At 49.6% G+C, this 17,133-nt stretch carries 13 protein-coding genes and 1 riboswitch; of the genes, 6 read left to right on the forward strand and 7 right to left on the reverse strand.

What is annotated here, in order from left to right; genetic code table 11:
- Positions 1-286 precede the first annotated feature (286 nt).
- The 7 genes from P8H26_RS14345 to P8H26_RS14375 all read right to left on the reverse strand — a co-directional run bounded on the left by P8H26_RS14345 (position 287) and on the right by P8H26_RS14375 (position 9,598).
- Positions 287-3,784: a TonB-dependent receptor domain-containing protein gene (locus P8H26_RS14345; protein WP_289633822.1), complete on the reverse strand. Its 3,498-nt coding sequence runs from the start codon at positions 3,782-3,784 to the stop codon at positions 287-289.
- Positions 3,785-3,891: 107 nt separating this feature from the next.
- The gene (locus tag P8H26_RS14350; RefSeq protein ID WP_289633823.1) at positions 3,892-4,806 is read right to left on the reverse strand and encodes a FecR domain-containing protein; all 915 of its coding nucleotides are present in this window, start codon (positions 4,804-4,806) and stop codon (positions 3,892-3,894) included.
- Positions 4,807-4,923: 117 nt separating this feature from the next.
- The gene (locus tag P8H26_RS14355) at positions 4,924-5,457 is read right to left on the reverse strand and encodes an RNA polymerase sigma factor (protein WP_289633824.1); all 534 of its coding nucleotides are present in this window, start codon (positions 5,455-5,457) and stop codon (positions 4,924-4,926) included.
- Between the two features lie 221 nt (positions 5,458-5,678).
- Positions 5,679-6,179: a flavin reductase gene (locus tag P8H26_RS14360; RefSeq protein WP_289633826.1), complete on the reverse strand. Its 501-nt coding sequence runs from the start codon at positions 6,177-6,179 to the stop codon at positions 5,679-5,681.
- A 321-nt stretch (positions 6,180-6,500) separates the two neighbouring features.
- On the reverse strand, positions 6,501-7,529 hold the full coding sequence (locus P8H26_RS14365) for a methionine synthase (protein WP_116087227.1): 1,029 nt from the start codon (positions 7,527-7,529) through the stop codon (positions 6,501-6,503).
- 26 nt (positions 7,530-7,555) lie between these two features.
- A complete protein-coding gene (locus P8H26_RS14370) occupies positions 7,556-8,527 on the reverse strand; it encodes a DUF1852 domain-containing protein (protein ID WP_289633827.1) in 972 nt (323 codons plus the stop codon).
- A gap of 99 nt (positions 8,528-8,626) precedes the next feature.
- A riboswitch (cobalamin riboswitch) is annotated at positions 8,627-8,842 on the reverse strand.
- 531 nt (positions 8,843-9,373) lie between these two features.
- Positions 9,374-9,598 carry a hypothetical protein gene (locus P8H26_RS14375; RefSeq protein WP_289633828.1) on the reverse strand — a complete coding sequence of 75 codons (225 nt, stop codon included), beginning with the start codon at positions 9,596-9,598 and terminating at the stop codon, positions 9,374-9,376.
- A gap of 876 nt (positions 9,599-10,474) precedes the next feature.
- On the opposite strand from P8H26_RS14375, the gene P8H26_RS14380 reads away from it, so the two are divergent.
- From P8H26_RS14380 to P8H26_RS14405, 6 genes are all read left to right on the forward strand, one after another.
- Positions 10,475-10,636 carry a hypothetical protein gene (locus tag P8H26_RS14380; RefSeq protein ID WP_289633829.1) on the forward strand — a complete coding sequence of 54 codons (162 nt, stop codon included), beginning with the start codon at positions 10,475-10,477 and terminating at the stop codon, positions 10,634-10,636.
- A gap of 346 nt (positions 10,637-10,982) precedes the next feature.
- A complete protein-coding gene (locus P8H26_RS14385; protein ID WP_289633830.1) occupies positions 10,983-11,507 on the forward strand; it encodes an RNA polymerase sigma factor in 525 nt (174 codons plus the stop codon).
- A gap of 86 nt (positions 11,508-11,593) precedes the next feature.
- Positions 11,594-12,514, forward strand: a complete 921-nt coding sequence (locus tag P8H26_RS14390; protein WP_289633831.1) for a FecR family protein — start codon at positions 11,594-11,596, stop codon at positions 12,512-12,514.
- A gap of 126 nt (positions 12,515-12,640) precedes the next feature.
- Positions 12,641-15,199 (forward strand): TonB-dependent receptor, encoded by a 2,559-nt coding sequence (locus P8H26_RS14395; protein ID WP_289633832.1) that lies wholly within the window; start codon positions 12,641-12,643, stop codon positions 15,197-15,199.
- A gap of 248 nt (positions 15,200-15,447) precedes the next feature.
- Complete coding sequence (locus P8H26_RS14400; protein ID WP_289633833.1) at positions 15,448-15,948, forward strand: RNA polymerase sigma factor; 501 nt, start codon at positions 15,448-15,450, stop codon at positions 15,946-15,948.
- Between the two features lie 126 nt (positions 15,949-16,074).
- Positions 16,075-17,028: a FecR family protein gene (locus P8H26_RS14405; RefSeq protein WP_289633834.1), complete on the forward strand. Its 954-nt coding sequence runs from the start codon at positions 16,075-16,077 to the stop codon at positions 17,026-17,028.
- Positions 17,029-17,133 lie beyond the last annotated feature (105 nt).

Consider the following 17,133-nt stretch of genomic DNA (forward strand, 5'->3'; position numbering starts at 1 on the left):
GCGGGTCATGAAGCGCTTTAAATCACCGCGACATTTACGACTTGCATTACTTTCCTCGCAGTAAATTCAACGCCATTAATCACAATGAGTTACGCCAAGCTGCCAACACCACATGGCGTGAAATCGAGTGTCTGAAATCTGCGTGACAGAGTCATCAAAACCCGAATTATGTTCAGATGCAGGTTAAAGGAACGCTACATCCTCGAACACAAAGCATTTCACCGCCAAGTAGTTAAACTTGACGGTGAAATACTTCAACATATCAACATCTCTAAAAATAGTGCGCTCAGAAACGATAGTTCAAGCCCACTTTGATGCTGTGGTTTTGCAATTTATTTTCGGCTTTACGACCGTCGATTTTTGCACCCGTGCCACTTGAGCTGACATTATGAAGTCCGTTGAAACCTGGCGGACATGCTGCAGGCCTGTTAACCCGACCGCATCGAATACGTTCATCATAAGGGGCAACAACACCCGAAGCTGCACCATCGAAATTGAATGTTTTGGCACTAAATCTTGTGTAGTTATAATCAGCCTTTATCGACCATTTATCACTCAAAGCATATTCCATACCAGCACCGAGTGTGAACCCAAGACGAGTTACCTCTTCCTGTTCAGAATAATTGAATTTCGTTCCTGTCCCACCCAACATAGAAGATGTTGCACCGGTTGAAATATATTGATCCCGCGTCTGCACTTCATTCATCAGTGCTATTCCGCCTGTACCGTAAACAAACATCCGGTTGAAGGCGTAGCCAAATTTTGCCTTGGCGGAAGCGGCGACATCATACTGATAGTCCTGCACTGACTGGATGGTGCCGTCCTTATAATCTGCAGATTCAGTTGAATAGGTTGTTTGATTGCCTGAAAATGTTGGCTTTGAAATATCCGCTTCAAAACCTGCAACAAAGCCGTTTGAAAACTGGTGATTATAACCTGCCTGCAAGCCAAAGGAAGCACCGGAGAGATCAAGCGCAGCCGATTCATTGGCGGCAAAGGCATTGGATGTGCCATTCATGGCTTCTGTTGTGCCGCTGAGTTTCGACCAGTCCATGCCAATATTTGCCCCGACAAAGAAGCCTGTCCAATCCGTGGTAACGGCTTCTGTTGCGCTTGTTGTGGTCAGGCCTGAGAACAGCGATCCGTCGCCACTATACACCCCGTCAAGGGATGGCTTGATCGTGAGATCAAATCGGAAAGTACGTCCGGGCGCTGGCATCAGCGAGGCACTCAGCGCATCCATATAGTAGCGGTCAGTAACATTATCGACCGAGAAACGCATATGTACGTTTTCATTCGGCTCATAGGTTGCATAGAGATCAAGCAGCACATAGGGATTCCAGCTGCCGGGGCGGATATTCGTTAAACCGGTTACAACTGTACCATCACCAAGACCCTTCACCATGCGCTTTCCGACATAGGTCATACGTCCGCCAAGAGTCAGTTTGTCGTCCAGAAAACGCCCCCCTAGATGAATGGTCACAGTATCTTTTGGCGGCACCTGCTGAACAGCAAAACTATTATAGATGCCTCCCGGAGCACAGGTTGAATAAAGCGCAGACACTGCCCCCTCTGGTGCACAGAACATGACATGGGTATAATGGTTCCAGGCAAGTCCCCCGAAATACTGGCCAGTGTCATATTCTCCGGACACTTCGAAACCGCGCATATCAGCGTAGTCGAGATTGATGCGTCTCAGCCCACCGGCACCTTCTGCCCGGGTGATGTAATCCTTGACGTGGTTGTCGAAATAAGCGGCATGTAGCCTAAGCTTATCGCCAGCCAGGAAAGCATCATCCGCCATGTAATTCATACCCAGCTCCACGGTGCGATTGCGCTCTGGACGGATAGGGTTTTCATCAGGTTGCACTGTAAAGGACATGCTGGTGGGGGATTCAAAAATGCTCGGCGATCGCAGAACACTGCCCGCCTTGGCATAGAGTTGCAGATTATCGACCGGCTCAATTTTGATTGTGCCAAGTGGCGACCAACCCGATGCTTCAGTCTCCAAGGGTGAACCGAATATCAGATCGCCGGTATTTGAGAGCTTTGGCGCACGATCAAAGGAATGAAAACGGGAGTAACGCAAACTTGGCGAAAGTGTCAGCCAATCAAGAGGTTGCCAGTCCATTGTGGCAAAACCGCTCCACTCCTCGCGGTTACCCATTCGTGGTGCGGGTGTGACATTAGCCGTACCGGCTGATGCAAATTCGTAGCCGCTCGGCAGGCCTACATTCTCTCTGGTGAAAGATGTGCCATAGTTCAATGACAAATCACCAAGGCTCGTTGCGAACAAAGACGTGTTGGAAAGCGTCGCACCCCAGCGTATCTGGCCTGTATAATAATCGACAAGCCCGATCGGGGAGCCTGCTGAATACATAGATGAATTGATACGCAAATCCATTTTTGTGAGAAATGTATCAAGCCGCACATCAAAGAGGTCGCTATCATCAGGCTTCCAGCCATAGCGGCCTGTATAGGTGTCCAGATCAATTTTATTAAGAAAGCCCTGATATGGCACACCGCCAAACAGAGATAATTGGGTTGGCATGATCTCGCCGTATTCGCTGAGATATTTGGTATAGCCAAGCTCCAGCGAATGTCCGCCATCCCAGCGAAAATTCCCTTTTAACATCCAGGATGTATTATCTGTCGATGTATTGAGCACTTCTTCGCCAGGGCGGAATTTGCTGAGGTCGGCATCATATCCATGTGTGCCGGCGTGGTAATTTCCGGTTTTACGTCGGGCGTAGGCTGCGACTATATCGAAATTCTCGGATGTTTTTGCAATGGCAACGCTACCATTGCCTGATGTCGGAACAAATACGCCAGGGCGATCCAAACCAGTATCATTATTGCTGCCTTGTCCCGCAGGCGTGCCGAGAGCAGGAACGCCTGAACTATTGGAAACAAAGCCTCCTTTGAGGCGTGCACCAAAAGTCTCACCGGGCAGAAGAATATCCTCCGCCTTGATTGTGCTGATACGCACCACACCACCCGTTGCGCCGGTGGCATCTGCACCATTGCTTGGCCCTTTTTCAATAGCCATGCCACCAATGAAATCAGGGTCAATATAAGAACGTGATTGCGACCCGTTATAACCGCGATACACAGACACTTCTTGCGAAGCGCCATCCACGATGACCGGTACGCGACCCTGCCCCTGCATACCGCGGATATTGACATCAACACCGCCAGAATTGCGCGATTCTCCGTTCAGAACGCCCGGTATCCCTGAGAAAATATCCCCCGGTGATGTGCCGCGCCGTGCTTCAATCTCATCAGCGGATATATAGGCGCTTGATCCTGGTGTTTGATATGGTGCGTCAGCTGCACTTATACCGGTTCCACCCGAAATTGTAATTGTATCAAGGAGAACAGTGCCCTCATCGACAGCGCCAAGACGATTGCCGGACGTTTGAGCCGGATTGATTATCAATGCAGTTGAAGCACTGCTGAACCGATAAGTCAGGTTTGTTCCTTCAAGAAGTTGCCCCAATCCGCTGGCCGCTGAATATGTGCCCTGTAAGGTGTTTGAACGGATGTTTGATGGTAACGCTCCGTCAAAGGCAACATCTACGCCGGTGACCGCAGAAAAACGGACTAACGCCTGTGCCAATGGCTGTGGAGGAATGGAGAAACTGTAAGGTGTTGTCGCCTGAGCAAAAGCATCCGTCGCCCCATATGGCACCAATGCAAGATATAATGCCGATGCAAGCAGTGTGGTTTTGAAGACCTGCTGGATTTTCGAACCGGATCCGGTTCGTGTTACTAATGCCAGCATAAACGTCTCCTTCAAAAGATTTCGGCCGTATTAAAAGGCGCCTCTATCTATAAGGACGAAGAGCTGGTCGAAAAATCCCGGTCAAAAAATGGAAAAAATAAAATAATTTAAAGCGGGCGTATAAGGGTGAGTAATGGCGTCCAGTTTTCGACGCGGACCGGCAGTGCCTCGGCGAGTTTTTGCGTGAGTTGATCCGCTCTTTCAATATTGATGATCAGAGTTACCGGTCTTTGTGCCAATGCAGCATCAGTGATGATAATTTTTCCGCGTTGCCATTGTTCCAGCTCTTTGACAACCTCGCCAAGCGGACGGGAAATAAAGACAAGACGGCCATCAAGCCACGACAGCCTCGTATCAAGCTCGGCTGGTTCCGGAATGCTGAGATTGTTCCCACGACTTCGCACCGCATAACGCTCTTCAACCTGCACGGACTGCGAAGAGGTCTCCACTCTGACCGAGTGCTCAGAGACGACGACACTCACGCCGTCATCTTCGTGGCGAACGGAAAAAGCAGTGCCAAGCGCTGTGGTGTTCACATGCATCGCGCTGACCGTAAAGGGACGTGCACTATCCGGAGCAACATCGAAAAACGCCTCGCCGGCGATCAGTTTCACCAGACGCTTCTGCTCTGTGAAATGAACTGAAACCGAACTCGCTGACGACAATCGCAGCTTCGATCCGTCAGGCAAAACCGCGGCTTCCACCTTACCGGTTGCACTATAATAATCGGGCCGGTTTACACTGAATTGATAGTACCCACCGCCAGCTAAAAGCAATGCGAGGCCTGTAGCGCCACCCTTCAACAGTTTTCGCCGGGAAAGCTGTGTTTGGGATATATCCGGCACCATACCTGCACTGCTCCACAACTGTTCAAGCCGGGAGTAAGCTTGTGCATGACGGCTATCAGCCTCCAGCCAGACTCTGAAACCTGCCAGTTGAGCCTCTTCAATATGTTCTTCCAGAAGCAATGCAAACCAATGTGCCGCTTGATTGGAAATATTCTCTTCTTCTGACTTAGACACAATTCACTTCCGGCAGATAAAATATCGGAGCATTGAACAGACCCCGCTTAACGTTTGGATACATCCTGAAAGTATGAAGCGGTTTTCCGGCAAGACACGCGAAGCAAAAAATGCCGGTCAGCGACGATCAAAAGATGATTTCTCAACCTGCAAATTTTTAAGTGCTGTAACCATGTGATTGAATGCTGTTTTAGGTGAGATACCAAGCTGTGCACCGATCTGAGCATATGTCATGCCCTCGATACGAGACAAAATAAATACCTGCTGTGCACGTGGCGGCATGTTCGCGATAATCTTCTGTAGCCGCAGGAGCTCTTCACGAGAAATCAGATGCTGTTCGGCAGATGGCGCATTATCCTGAACCCACTCAAGCTCTTGCACATCAACAATGACGGGAGCGAGTTGAAGTCGTCTGCGATAATCAAATGCAATATTCCGGCCGGTGCGTATAAAGTAGCCTTTGAGATCTTTGACATCGCCAAGAATGCCTTTTCGCTCCCACAATCTGACGAAAGTATCCTGCACAAGATCCTGTGTTTCCACGCGGTCTTTAAGGTAGCCGTCAATGACCTTTGTCAGCCTTGTTCGTACGGAGAAAAATACCTCAACGAAATACGACCCATCCTTCTTGTTATGATCGACGGTTTGCAAAGGAGACTCTCTGATACAGATGGGCTTCAATTAATTGTTGACTTATATAATCATGTTTTCCGGAAATTGAAGTCGTTTTCTGCTATTCGAAAAGTTTAATAACGAACAGGAATTATCAAGCACGGTTATTTCGGCTTAACCATTGCCTTGAGCAGATCCGACATTGATAAATCATCGACGCGGCGGGCGCCACATGACGGATACAGCGCCGAAACGGCTCTTTAGCCCCCGAAATAGCGTCGTCTGCAGTAGAATAGTGTTGCCTTTTCGTCGTTCTCACGAATATCGATAACCCGCCCGAAGAAGACGCGGTGCGTCGCCTGCTCAATGGCATTGGTGAGCTCGCATTCGAAGCTTACCGATGCGCCGGCCAGTACCGGCACACCCGTGAGACCCTTCCCCCATTCGCCAAACACAAACCGATCCGCTACTGGCGTCTTGCCGCCAAAGACATCCGAGATGTCCTCCTGACCCGGCGTCAACGTGTTCACGCAGAAGTGGCGCGCGTTGTCAAAAGCAGGAAAACACGAGCTTGTCCGATTGATGCAGACGAGAAGCGTTGCCGGAGTGTCGCTGACGCTGCAGACCGCCGAGGCGGTAAAACCGTAGCGCTTGCCGCCAAAAACAGTGGTAACAACGCTTACGGCTGAGCCGAGCCGCGACATACCATTGCGGAATGCCGCCCTGTCCACAATTTGCAGAGGTTGGTCAAATATATCCATTCGATCCCCATAGAGGGTTGAAGAGTGGGAGTTGGCCGTTAGAGCGATTTACGTCCGGATTGGATCATAGCGCTCGCTCTAGATTCTTTATTTGGTCGCATTATCACGGTCGTCAAGTTGATCCAACTTGACTGTGAAATGCTCTAACGGCCAACTCCGGAGTGCAGATTTCGTGAAACCGCATATTTGTTACTGAACACGAGACATTGCTTGCAGCACTAAAGCGCTGTGTGCCAGACTTGGCACACAGAGGTCGCTCTAACACTTTAAAATCAGAGCATAATTTTACCTTAAACTGTTCCAAATTTAAGGAGTTATGCTCTAGGCCGTGAGTTCTCTGCGGACGATTTCTGCGCCCGCGCTCAAGGCCTGAAGCTTACCCATAGCAATGGGCCGGGAGAGTGGAGCCATGCCGCAATTGGTGCAGGGATAAAGCTTGTCTGCATCGACGAACTGAAGCGCTTTTCGAAGGGTTTGAGCAACTTCCTCAGGCGTCTCGATGGTATTGGATGCCACGTCGATGGCGCCTACCATCACCTTCTTGCCGCGAATAAGCTCAATCAGATCCATCGGGACGTGGGAGTTCTTACATTCCAGCGAGATCATGCCGATGCTGGATTGCTGCAGCTTGGGGAATGATTCCTCGTATTGCCGCCACTCTGAACCAAGCGTGCTCTTCCAATCCGTATTGGCTTTAATGCCGTAGCCGTAGCAAATATGCACGGCAGTCTCACATTTGAGACCTTCGATTGCGCGCTCCAGCGTAGCGACGCCCCAGTCATTCACCTCATCAAAGAAGACGTTGAAGGCAGGTTCGTCGAACTGGATGATGTCGACACCAGCAGCCTCCAGCTCTCTGGCTTCCTCGTTAAGGATTTTGGCGAATTCCCAAGCCAGCTTTTCGCGGCTCTTGTAGTGAGCATCATAGAGAGTATCGATCATGGTCATGGGACCCGGCAGGGCCCATTTGATCGGCTGCGTGGTATGCTGACGCAAAAATCTGGCGTCCTCGACGAAAACCGGTTTCTGGCGCGACACAGCCCCGACGACGGTCGGTACGCTCGCATCATAGCGGTTGCGAATTCGCACGGTCTCGCGCTTCTCAAAATCCACGCCGTCGAGATGCTCGATGAAAGTCGTCACGAAATGCTGGCGTGTCTGTTCCCCATCGCTGACGATATCAATGCCTGCATGTTGCTGGTCGGCCAGCGACAGCCGCAAAGCGTCGCGCTTGCCTTCCAGTAATTCCTCGTCCTGCAGTTTCCAGGGCGACCAGAGTTTTTCAGGCTGGGCGAGCCAGGAGGGTTTAGGCAGGCTGCCTGCGGTCGATGTAGGGAGAAGTGTCTTCAAGATAGGTGACCTCTGTTTCGTTTCAATCAGGCGACGTCGTAAGCGGACCATTGGTCGAGAACGGTCCGGTATGGCTTGATGAAGTTTTCCTCGGTGAATTTGCCCTGCTTCACAGCCAACCGGCTGCGTTCTTCGCGATCGTAGACAATGCGTGTCAGCGAATAATCCTCGTGCTTCAAGTTCGGCCGGTAAACCGCGCCTGCAGCAGCGTTGGCATTGTAGATTTCAGGCCGATAAATCCTCTGAAACGTCTCCATCGTACTGATGGTGCTGATCAGCTCAAGGTTGGAATAATCGCCAAGCAGGTCACCAATAAAATAGAAAGCCAAAGGCGCAACGCTGCCTGCCGGCATGAAATAGCGGACCTGCATCCCCATTTTTGCGAAATACTGATCTGTCGACGAGGATTCGCTCTGCTGGTATTCGGCGCCCATTATGGGATGATGATTGTCAGTGCGATGGTAGATTTTGCTGGTCGAAGCACTAATGCAGATGACGGGCGCTTTGCCGAAGTGGGATGCATATGTCTTTGAGCGCAGGAAAGACTTGAAAAGCTTTCCATGCAGATCACCGAAATTAGCCGGAATACTGAATATGGGCTGGTTCTGATTGTACTCGGGAAGAACGATGCTGAAGTCGTAATCACGCACATAGGAAGAGAAGTTATTCCCAACAATACCGTCGATGCGCTCACTGGTTTTCTGGTCGACGATGGTTGTCTTGAGGATTTCAATCAGCGGGAATTCATCGCCAGCAATCCCCAACGTGACGGAAATGATGTCCAGCTCGACCGAATAGCGATCACCTTGGGGGTTATCCCAATGCGCCAAGGCGTTGAACCGGTTGTCGATCATCCGCAAGGTGTTGCAGAGGTTCTCCCGACGACGATCGCCTCTGGCCAGATTAGCAAAATTGGTGGTGATGCGTGTATTCTCCGAGGGAAGATAATCCTCGTTAAACGGAACGCTCTTGATAGCGAAATTGAAGTTCTGCGACATGTTCTACCCCAATTGAGTTGGGGGGCATGGGTCTGCGGACACATAGCAGTATAGGCCGCGATGCGGCCTCCGCTACGGCACACTGGGACACCCCGCCCGTGGACGTTCTTTCGCCAAGGCAGGTCTCCTGGCTCACGGGTCATCACTTCCGTCCGTCTTCCCGGGTTAAATCCCAGTGACATGCTGGACTTCAGCTCGCCGCTTACAGTTGCGGGGGCAGCGCCGGCTTTTCTGCATGATACAGAGCACCGGTTTCCCTCTTAGCTCCGGCACGCTGCAGGCAACGACCGGAGAACCTAGGCATCTCTACCTAGCTGCAATCGCAACGAAGTGTCAAGAGGATATAAAGATATTTTTATATCTCCAAGTCTCAAAGTGTAGACACGCCTGCGCGAGCGAAGAACATTCAGGACTGGGCCATTGTAAGCTAAAAGCGGCGTCAGCTTTTGGCGTCCTCAGAAGCACAGCAGATAGCCCGCCCCGACCCCAAGTCAGCCATCATTGACACCGTGTGTTAGTAGCAGTTTTCGGGCATGACCGCGGTAGTTCTAATGACCGAGATTGCGCGCAAAGCAGCCATTCGTATGTAGCAGCAAGAAAGTTATGCCAGGGAACTGAAGTACATGACAAAACTGCCCTTTTGCCATGTGTGGTAATATCTGACTTCAAGAATAGTTCGACAATAATGGGTCACATGCGATTTGTAGGCCTCTAGAAATCAGAACACCTGCGCCGACATTCGTTTGGACAATATCTGCGACAGCTCTCGACCATTAGCAGACCGCTAAATGCCGCGAGGCAGACTGCCGCTCACCACCCAAAGCCTCCCCTCGCATACATTCACTCTTAGACGTCGCTGAGCGAGCCAAGTCCATCATCACCGAGATGATCAGTGTAGTCCGGGTCGAGGGCGTCAATTAATTCCGCATTGGCCTCAAAGATTGCCGCTATCTCCTGCGGAGTGAAGAGAGCTTCGACGAAAACGTTAACCGACTCAAGGACGAAGCGACCAACGTAACTAGGATAGCAGAGATAGTCGAAGTCGCGGATCCATGCCTTGATAGCAAGCATCTCCGGCGAGTCCTGCCGCCACTTCTTCCTGTCAGCCTACAAATAGGCAAAGCCTGTGACGAAGATGTCCAATTTCTTCTCCGCCCCCCTTTGCTCAGCACGGAATCCCTGAACTCTCCGACCCAATAGTTATGGTGCTGTTGGAAAAAGTCATAGGCTCTGACGGCACGTTCGTCGTCGTCCATAATCTTCTGACCAAGGTATACATCCTGCGAGCGACTTGGCCATTGCCGCTGCTGTCGTCGAGCAAGCACATACGGATGAAGGGATCGAAAAGGCTCTGCGCTAACGATGCATGATGTAGGCCTTCTCCAGGCTCCTAGGTCTCCAGAAAGATACCATAGCCGTCGCGGTCGCTGGTCAAGATTAGTCTCCGGATTCACTGATCAATCACTCCACTCGCTACGCCGGGCTGGCAAGCGGATGTCGGCGATCCGCCAAGCTTTGATCCCGCGTTATCCTCGTTGCTTGGGCTCACCATTGGGATCCCAGGCAGCGACGGTTTGGCGAGCGGCATTTCGATACTTACCGGTTTCGCCCCAGTCTCACTCGAAGCTCATGGTCTCGCCGCGATAAACAAACTTGCCCGATCAAGGCCTAGAAAGGAATACTTCTCTCCAGCGACGGTGATAACATGCTGGTTCCAGGCGCTTGTGTTTCCGCCGCGGCTGAGTGGACGATATTTGTCATTCAGATAGTTTCCGCACTGCTTGACCTCGGCCTTTTTTACCCTCCCGACCTGCTGCACAGTATTTTATGACAAATGAATGACGCAGCGAGATACAAGCAACGCTATCGATTTTTTTGCGACCGCAATGCAAATTGGACATACTTCATAAAAGTGGAGAGTTTTTCTTGAGTTGAAAGGAAACCTACATGACGAAACGAGCAGAATTTACGAAGGATTTTACACGAAAAGTTGTTCGACTTGCCGAAACCAGTGGACAAGCTCGCAAGGAGGCGACGGAAGATCTTGTTCAATATTGCAAACATCCCGCCTCAAAAAGCTACAACTACATGCCGGCTTCAATGATTTAGCAGATTGCGGATCTGATCACGAATTCCGGTAAATGCAAACTTATTCCGTGAGAACGAGTGTTATTCATGACTATTATCATCAAGTATTGTTTTCACCTAATTTAGAGTGCATTCCCCCACTCTCGACGCCTCGAAAACCAGTCAGTTAGATGAGCCTCCTTATTTAGGAGCATGATAATTATCATTTATAATTTAACATGACTTTTTTAATCATATTAAACTTGATAAACAAACAGGAACACGATATCTACGATAAGCAGCATGGATCAAGTCAACACACTCAACAGGCTGACAGATGTTCCAATGCCAATTCTGTTAAAGTTGTTCTGATCTCAGGAACCTCCCAATGGCATTTCTCAGCCATAGCTTCACCCATCTCTACGGATCTGAGAAAAGTCGTCTTAAACGATTTATCGCTCGTATTGTCGGGAATAATGCAACAGCTGACGATCTGGTGCAGGACGCTTTTTCCAAACTGATTGATGCATCTCACAAGCAGAATATCCATGAACCCTCTGCATATCTGACCCGCGCAGCGCGAAATCTCGCGCTCAATCACCTCCGCCATTTACAGCAAGGCGTTGAGGTTACAATTGACGATCAGATTTATCACGCCATTGCAGACAGAAAACCATCCCCTGAAATGGAGGTGCTATACCGGCAGGAACTGCGACGGTTATTAACCGCCCTCTCAAACCTGCCGCCACGCAGACGTGAGATTTTTATTCTTCATCGCTTTGAAGAGGTAAGTTACAGCGAGATTGCAGAAAGGTTCCAGCTATCGCGCCGCACCGTCATAAATCATATTTTTAATGCCCTTGATGATCTTGATCGGGCATTGGGTTCTGATTTTTTACAATTGCCTCAGTAACTTTCTGCCAGTCAGGTGTCTTATCTCATAGGGTATAACGGCCTCTGCGATGTGCTTATACATTATTTTAAACCGGATACGCCTTTATGGCTGATGAAAACCGATCCTCGCTCGTACGTGAAGCTCTACACTGGTTTGCAGTGCTCAGGGATGACAGCGTCACAGAAGAAGACCATCAGGTTTTCGAACAATGGAAAAGCCAAAGTCCCGAACATGCCACTGCATGGGAGCGAGCCGGTGCGCTTTGGTCTGCCTTTGCACCAGTTGAAACAGAACTGCGTCAGACGCGGCGTAAAAAACTAAGCCGACGCGCTTTCATAGCCTCAGGCATTGGATTGCTCGCGGCTGGCTCAGGCAGTCATTGGTTTTATCAAGCCGGATTATTTGCCGATTTTTCCACTGCCGCCGGTGAAGTACGTACGTTGACTCTGGCAGATGGTTCTGTCGTCGATCTTGGCAGCCGCTCAGCATTATCTATCAATTATTCTGAAACCGGACGCCGGATAACGCTTCATTGGGGAGAAGCTTATTTCACGGTCGCTCCCGAGCAACGGCCGTTCATCGTCGCGGCGAATGGCGGCGAAACAAAAGCACTCGGTACACGCTTTAATATACGAACCGACGATAAGTTGGTCACGGTCGCGGTGACTGAGCATCAGGTAGAAATCTCCCTGCCCGGTTTACCATCCGAACGCCTGAGCAGCGGCTGGCAATTAGCCTATAAGCCGGATGCAATTTTACCGGCACAAGAAGTCGACATCAACAATGTGGAAGCCTGGCGCAAAGGACGTCTCATTTATCACAAAGCGCCTTTGCGCCGTGTTCTCAATGATATTGAGCGTTATCGCGGCGGGTTCATCATTCTGACAGATAACCGGTTAGGCGACATGCAAGTGAGCGCCGCATTCAGCACAGATTCCGTAGATGCCGCACTTGTTTCAATTGCTCAAACACTTCCCATAACCGTCAGACATGCCGGTGGCCTGGTTCTTATTTCCGGCCGGTAGGTGAGAAATAAAAACAAACCGGCTTAGTAACTTTAGCCACCCCGCGTGTCATACCCTATGAGAGCCAATAATCGGCACTCTTACGGATGACATTCGCCAAAGGCGGAAATGTGAGGGGCTTTGACAATGCAGAATATACAGTTAACCGGCACGGTTTTGACGATAAACCGCAAATGTTTAACGCAGCCGGTTGGCAAAAAAGCAGTCTATCTGATGGCAGCACTTATGATGTCCACCAGTCTTTCCGCTGTTATTGCTCCGACCATTGCCAGCGCACAAACATCAGCCAGCGAACATAATTTTTCCATTCGCGGCCAGTCACTTTCCACCGCATTGCTCGAATTTTCCAATGCCAGCGGAATAGATATATTCTTTGACCAAAAAACAATCGGCAACCGTTCTACACAGGGTCTTACCGGAAGATACACACCCCAAGCGGGATTAGAGAAACTTCTTGCGGGAACAGGACTTAGCTATAATTTCAATAATGCCAGATCGGTAACAATCATTGACCGTCTTGCCTCCAGCCACAATACGGTAACTTCTCCCGATGACGGCTCAATTTTACTCAATACAATCACGATTGCAGGGGGCACCACTCCTGAAAACACCCCTTACACAACGCCCGGATCTGCCGCCTATATTTCTGCCGAAGATATCAGCCGGTTACCATCAAGCAGTCAGGGCGATCTTTTTAAATCAACACCGGGGGTTATATCGTCAGGCAGCCGTACCGGTCAGGGATTAAATCTTAATATTCGCGGCCTTCAGGGTATGAACCGCGTTGCAACATTAATCGACGGAACACAGCAATCTACCTCCAGCTATACCGGCTATCGCGGACAAACCAGCAGCGTTTTCGTTGATCCTGATCTGATCGCAGGCATTGATATAACCAAAGGCCCAAGTGACGGCCCGCTGGGCAATGGTGCCATGGGCGGCGTTGTCAATATGAGAACATTAAACGCACGCGACATTGTTGCTGAAGGCAAAGAATATGGCGCGCAGGTTAAAGCAACTATTGGCAGCAATACAAAAACTCCGCCTGCAACGGGCACAGATAAACAGCTGAATGATGCACCCTCATTCTTTAATGGCGATAGTTTTAACGGTTCGGTCGCCGCTGCAACAGTACAGGAAAATTTCGAATTTCTGGCTGCATTAACACGCCGCAAAACCGGTAATTACTTTGCCGGTAAAAAAGGCTCAGACCTTCTTGCAAATAATACAGGCACATTATCTCCGGTGCCGCGTGGCGGTGAAGTCTTTAACACGTCCGAAGATTCATTCTCGGCTCTTCTGAAAGGAAAGGCGCATTTCAGTGAGGATACATCTTTAGAGCTGAGCTATATGCGCTATGAAAGCAAACACGGCGAGCTGGATGATTTTCCCTATATTTATACATTCATCCCACCAAGTCAGAACGCGCTGAACCGCAGAAAAACAGACACATTAACTGCCAGACTAGCCCATAATCCTTCTGACAATCCCCTTGTTGATTTCAACATTTCAACCTGGTTGACAAATGTAAAAAGAGAAGCACCCGCGACCCTTGACGGAAGCGCTGATGTGCTGACCTATGGCACCGAAATTTATAACCGTTCCGAATTGACAACATCACTCGGGCACCTGACATTAAATTATGGTGCACAGGTTTCTTTGGAGGATTCCGAAGGGCAGGAACTTCGCGGCTCCTATTCTTGGGATCCTACACGAACCTATCTCATCAGTGCAGGGCCGACAGGAAAGCGCCGTCTTGCCAGCGTATTCAACCATGCAAAACTTGATGCGACAGACTGGCTGAGTTTTAGTGCGGGTTTGCGCTATGACACATATAAAATTGAGCAAGGCGGTGGCGTTCTGGCGGCCTATGGTGACAAGAGCGGGTCACGGCTTAACCCGTCTTTATCTGTCACGGTGACGCCGTGGGAAGGCATTCAGCTCTATGGTCAATATGTACAGGGCTGGCGCCCGCCTTCCTTACGGGAAACGAGTTATATCAATGGTGAAATCCTCTTCCCAAATCCTGATTTAAAACCCGAAAAAGCTGAGAACTATGAGGCTGGCATCAATGTATTGCGCTCGGATATTCTCTCGGACGGGGACAATCTGAAATTCAAGGCAAGCTACTTCAAAAACAAATACAAAGATTACATTATACGGGATTCAATCAAGCAAAACTGGTCTGAACCGCGTCATTGGGCAAATATTCCAAGCGCAGCATTTGAGGGAATTGAGCTTTCTCTCAAATATAATACTGACCAAATATTCTTTGAAACAGGACTGACAAAATATACTAAAGTCGAGTTCTGCCATCAGCTTACCGGTTGTGCCGCCAAAACAATTGGTATCGACTATGGCGGCAATTACATTCCGCCGGAATATCTTGTTACCCTGACCGGTGGTGTGCACTTGCTTGACCAAAAATTAACGATCGGTGGTCGTGCTACATTTTTCGGTGAACGAGCTGTTAGTGAGGCAATGGGGTTAGGCTATGTCACACCGACACTCTGGCCAAAGAGAACGATTATTGACCTGTTTGGCGATTATAAATTCAGTGAAACTGTTTCGCTCAATGTCAATGTTGAGAATTTGACGAACCAATATTATCTCGACCCGCTCTCATTTACGCGCGCGCCTGCTCCCGGACGCACGATCAGAGCCGGACTGACCACAAAGTTTTAATACCTTAATCAGCTTAGGGCGGGCACACCCCGCCCTAAGTATTAGACCTGCGCCCGAAAAGAAAGCTCCAGCTCTGAATCAGCAAATTTATGAGAGCACGCTATCCCAGCTAAATAAAAAGCATGAGCACTCACTTGTATCATTTTTAAAATATGAGTAATCATCTCATATTATAGCGCAAAATGCCATAAACGGCGAGTGATTGTATCAAGCGGCTTTTTAGAAGCTGCGGCATTGGCGAAAATGTCATGACTTGGGATCTTCAAGAACTGTTCAGAAGGCATGCAGCGGACATTACCCGTTTCCTCCGGCAACGCGGCCATGATTCTGAAACAGCAAAAGACATTACCCAAGATACATTCCTGCGCATTCACAACGCTAAAAAACAAAATAATATCAACAATATACGATCGTATCTGTTCCGGATCGCAGACAATCTCGCCAAAGATTATTTTCGGGCGGCAAAGGTACAGAAACGCTACATCAAGCCTGCAGAAACATTCGATGCGATTGATGAAGTGCCTGATCCTGAGCACATAGCCGACTATCGCCAACGCCTTCAATTGTTAGCAAAAGCAATAGAAACACTGCCTCCACGGCAAAAAGAAGTGTTCCTGATGCACAAATTCGATGGTCTCAGCCATGTTGAAATTGCGCAAAAACTGGGCATTACAAGAAGTGCGGTTGAAAAACTGATCATCAAAGCCCTCGCCCATTGCAGGCATCACCTTGGTGATCTCCTCGAATAAGGATTGTAAGTTTCTTGTATAATAAGAGTGAGGTATTTGGGAGCGGCAAACGTCTTTATAGCAAGCCATCAGTTTTGGACTGGGTTGCAGCCTCATTCACGCGCAAGAAAGTAGTCAGCGGTCACAATGGTTAACTCAAGCGACGACAAAGCTCGAACCTCGCATAGTGAGGCACTGACCTGGTTCGTACGTGTGAATTCCGGTGATGCTACCAATGCTGAAAAAGCAGAACATGCAAGCTGGATGGCCGCGGATCCTGCTAACGAAGCTGAATATCACGCGCTCGGCACAATCTGGAGTGATCTGGATGCTGTCGCCGACCCGCGCAATAAAAATATTCAACAAGTGCCAGCTCAAACGCCTGTTACTTCGCGGAGGGCGTTTCTGTATGGCGGAGCAGCTATTGCCGCAAGTCTCGGCGTTCTTTTCATTGCGCAGCCAGACTTTCTGACCAGCGATTATGCAACCTCAACGGGAGAGCTGCGTAGTGTCACACTATCAGACGGAACAACTGTTGATCTGGATGCAGACACCGCGCTTGCCATCAATTACACGGAACAAACCCGTAAAGTACAGCTCCTGCGCGGACGCGCCTTCTTTGATGTAGCAAAAGATGCCGCACGCCCCTTCACCGTCACCGCAGCCGGAGGCAGCGTGACCGCTTTGGGTACACGCTTCGTCGTGCATGAATGGGCCGCAGAGGTAACTGTCTGGGTTGAGGAAAGCGCGGTCTCTGTTGTTGCTCCGGATAAGAGCGAGAGGATCATCAATGCCGCGCAGCTTACCACTTTCAACGCTGCGGGGTTCGGCCCGATCAATACTGCCGATGTTAATGCAGAAGGCGCATGGAAGCGGGGTAAGCTGATTTTTGAAGACCGCCCTCTCAGGCAGGTTCTTGCCGATATCAACCGCTATCGCAGCGGAACAATCCGTGCAACGGATAGCAATCTTTTAAACATGCGTGTAAGCGGAATTTTTGACATCAACAAACCGGATGGTGTGCTGGATGCGATCCGCAATACGCTTCCGGTTCGTACAACAGAACTCACCCGCTATCTCGTTTTTTTAAGTCCGGCCTGACTTAAAACCAATTCGAAACGAACAAGCACCAGCATGACAACCATGACACGCATAAAATATGATAAATATTTTCAACTTTTATGGTGAGGGAGTCGCAGCCGGGAG

This window comes from Pseudochrobactrum sp. sp1633 (genome assembly GCF_030376605.1).
Taxonomy (GTDB): Bacteria; Pseudomonadota; Alphaproteobacteria; order Rhizobiales; family Rhizobiaceae; genus Pseudochrobactrum.